The sequence below is a fragment of the Bacillus sp. AFS029533 genome (genome assembly GCF_002585125.1).
Lineage (GTDB): Bacteria > Bacillota > Bacilli > Bacillales > Bacillaceae_G > Gottfriedia > Gottfriedia luciferensis_B.
In genome coordinates this window covers 1-1,327 of sequence record NZ_NUQC01000072.1, presented here as the reverse complement: position 1 = coordinate 1,327, position 1,327 = coordinate 1, and the positions used below count along the sequence as shown (strand labels likewise).

The window sequence follows — 1,327 nt, the reverse complement described above, 5'->3', positions numbered from 1 at the left end:
CGTTCCCATACCGAACACGGCAGTTAAGCTCTTCAGCGTCGATGGTAGTTGGGGGTTTCCCCCTGTGAGAGTAGAACGTCGCCTGGTTACCAAAAACATCAGCTATTAGGCTGATGTTTTTTTTTGTGTTGAAATATGAAAACGATAGTTTTATTCTAAATTTTACTTATTAAATAGAAATCAACTCGAGGAATGATCGAAGTCAGATGACATGATTAGGTTTTTTGTAGGATACGCTTAAGAAAACTGGGAAATAACATCATCACATTGTATCTCGTTAATTATCTAGACTTAGTAACGAAAATACAAAACCCGATATTAAAGAGTAATTATTCATATAGTTTGTTTTTAAAATAGCATTTACTTATGATTGTTTACGTTTGTCTAGTCTCAATACTGGGTCTTTGTTTTTTTGATTTACTGAATTAATTTTATGAGGTGTTAGAATGATACTTAACGACTTCTTGGGAGAAGTATTTCCTGACTTAGAACCTTAGTCCACCTTTGTTTTACAATTGGGAAATGGATTATGATTATCCTGATAATCCATATATATTGGGTTGTTATAAATTGTTATAAAAGAGCAATCACTTTATTTGAGGCGATTCACTCTCCAACGGATGATATTTTTGTCATAATAGATGTAAATAATTTTGATAGAGGTAAACAAATCGTAAATTAAAGAACTTTTCATCATATGTAGAGAAGTCACTACTTTATAGATTAAAGTTTTTCCTGAAGATGACGAAGTAGGAACATATATAACGTATAGGTTTAGTTTAAAATGTAAAACGTATGAATTCAATACAACTCTTTGCTAAAATCAATATGCAATGAAGAATTCGGAGTTAGACCGAGGTTTTTCATAGAGTATATTTTATCAATATTAATAAGAAAACGGTCTTTCATGTTAACGATGACAGAGGGTGTAATTTATTGGCAACTTCACCCGACATAATAAGGGATAGATATGATTTACAATGAATGGACTTGGATTGACAAACCTAATATTGAGAAGGTTTTTAATTAAAATATGAAGAAGGGAAAGCAGCGTTTTGGAGTGGCGTTTCCTTTTAATAAATCTAAAATCAATCCTAATTTATAATAGAACAATATACATAGAAAGTATCTTAAAAAAGATCATACACAACTTTTGTTAATTTTTTGTAAAAAAATGCTTGCAATCATTTGGACGAGATGGTATATTTGTTTATGTTGTCACGATAAAACAAGTTCGAACAACAAAAAAAAAATAAATTGTTGACAAAGAGTTCAACAAAATGTTATTATATTAAAGTTGCTTCTAAAGCGACAAAGTGAACTTTGA

1 rRNA gene and 1 pseudogene are annotated in these 1,327 nt (G+C 30.4%); both read left to right on the top strand.

Annotated features, from left to right (window positions below):
• Positions 1-87, top strand: a 5S ribosomal RNA gene (gene rrf, locus COE53_RS23315); the annotation flags it as partial.
• Positions 88-446: 359 nt separating this feature from the next.
• Positions 447-1,030, top strand: a pseudogene (locus tag COE53_RS24590) (DUF3885 domain-containing protein).
• The last annotated feature ends 297 nt before the right edge of the window (positions 1,031-1,327 follow it).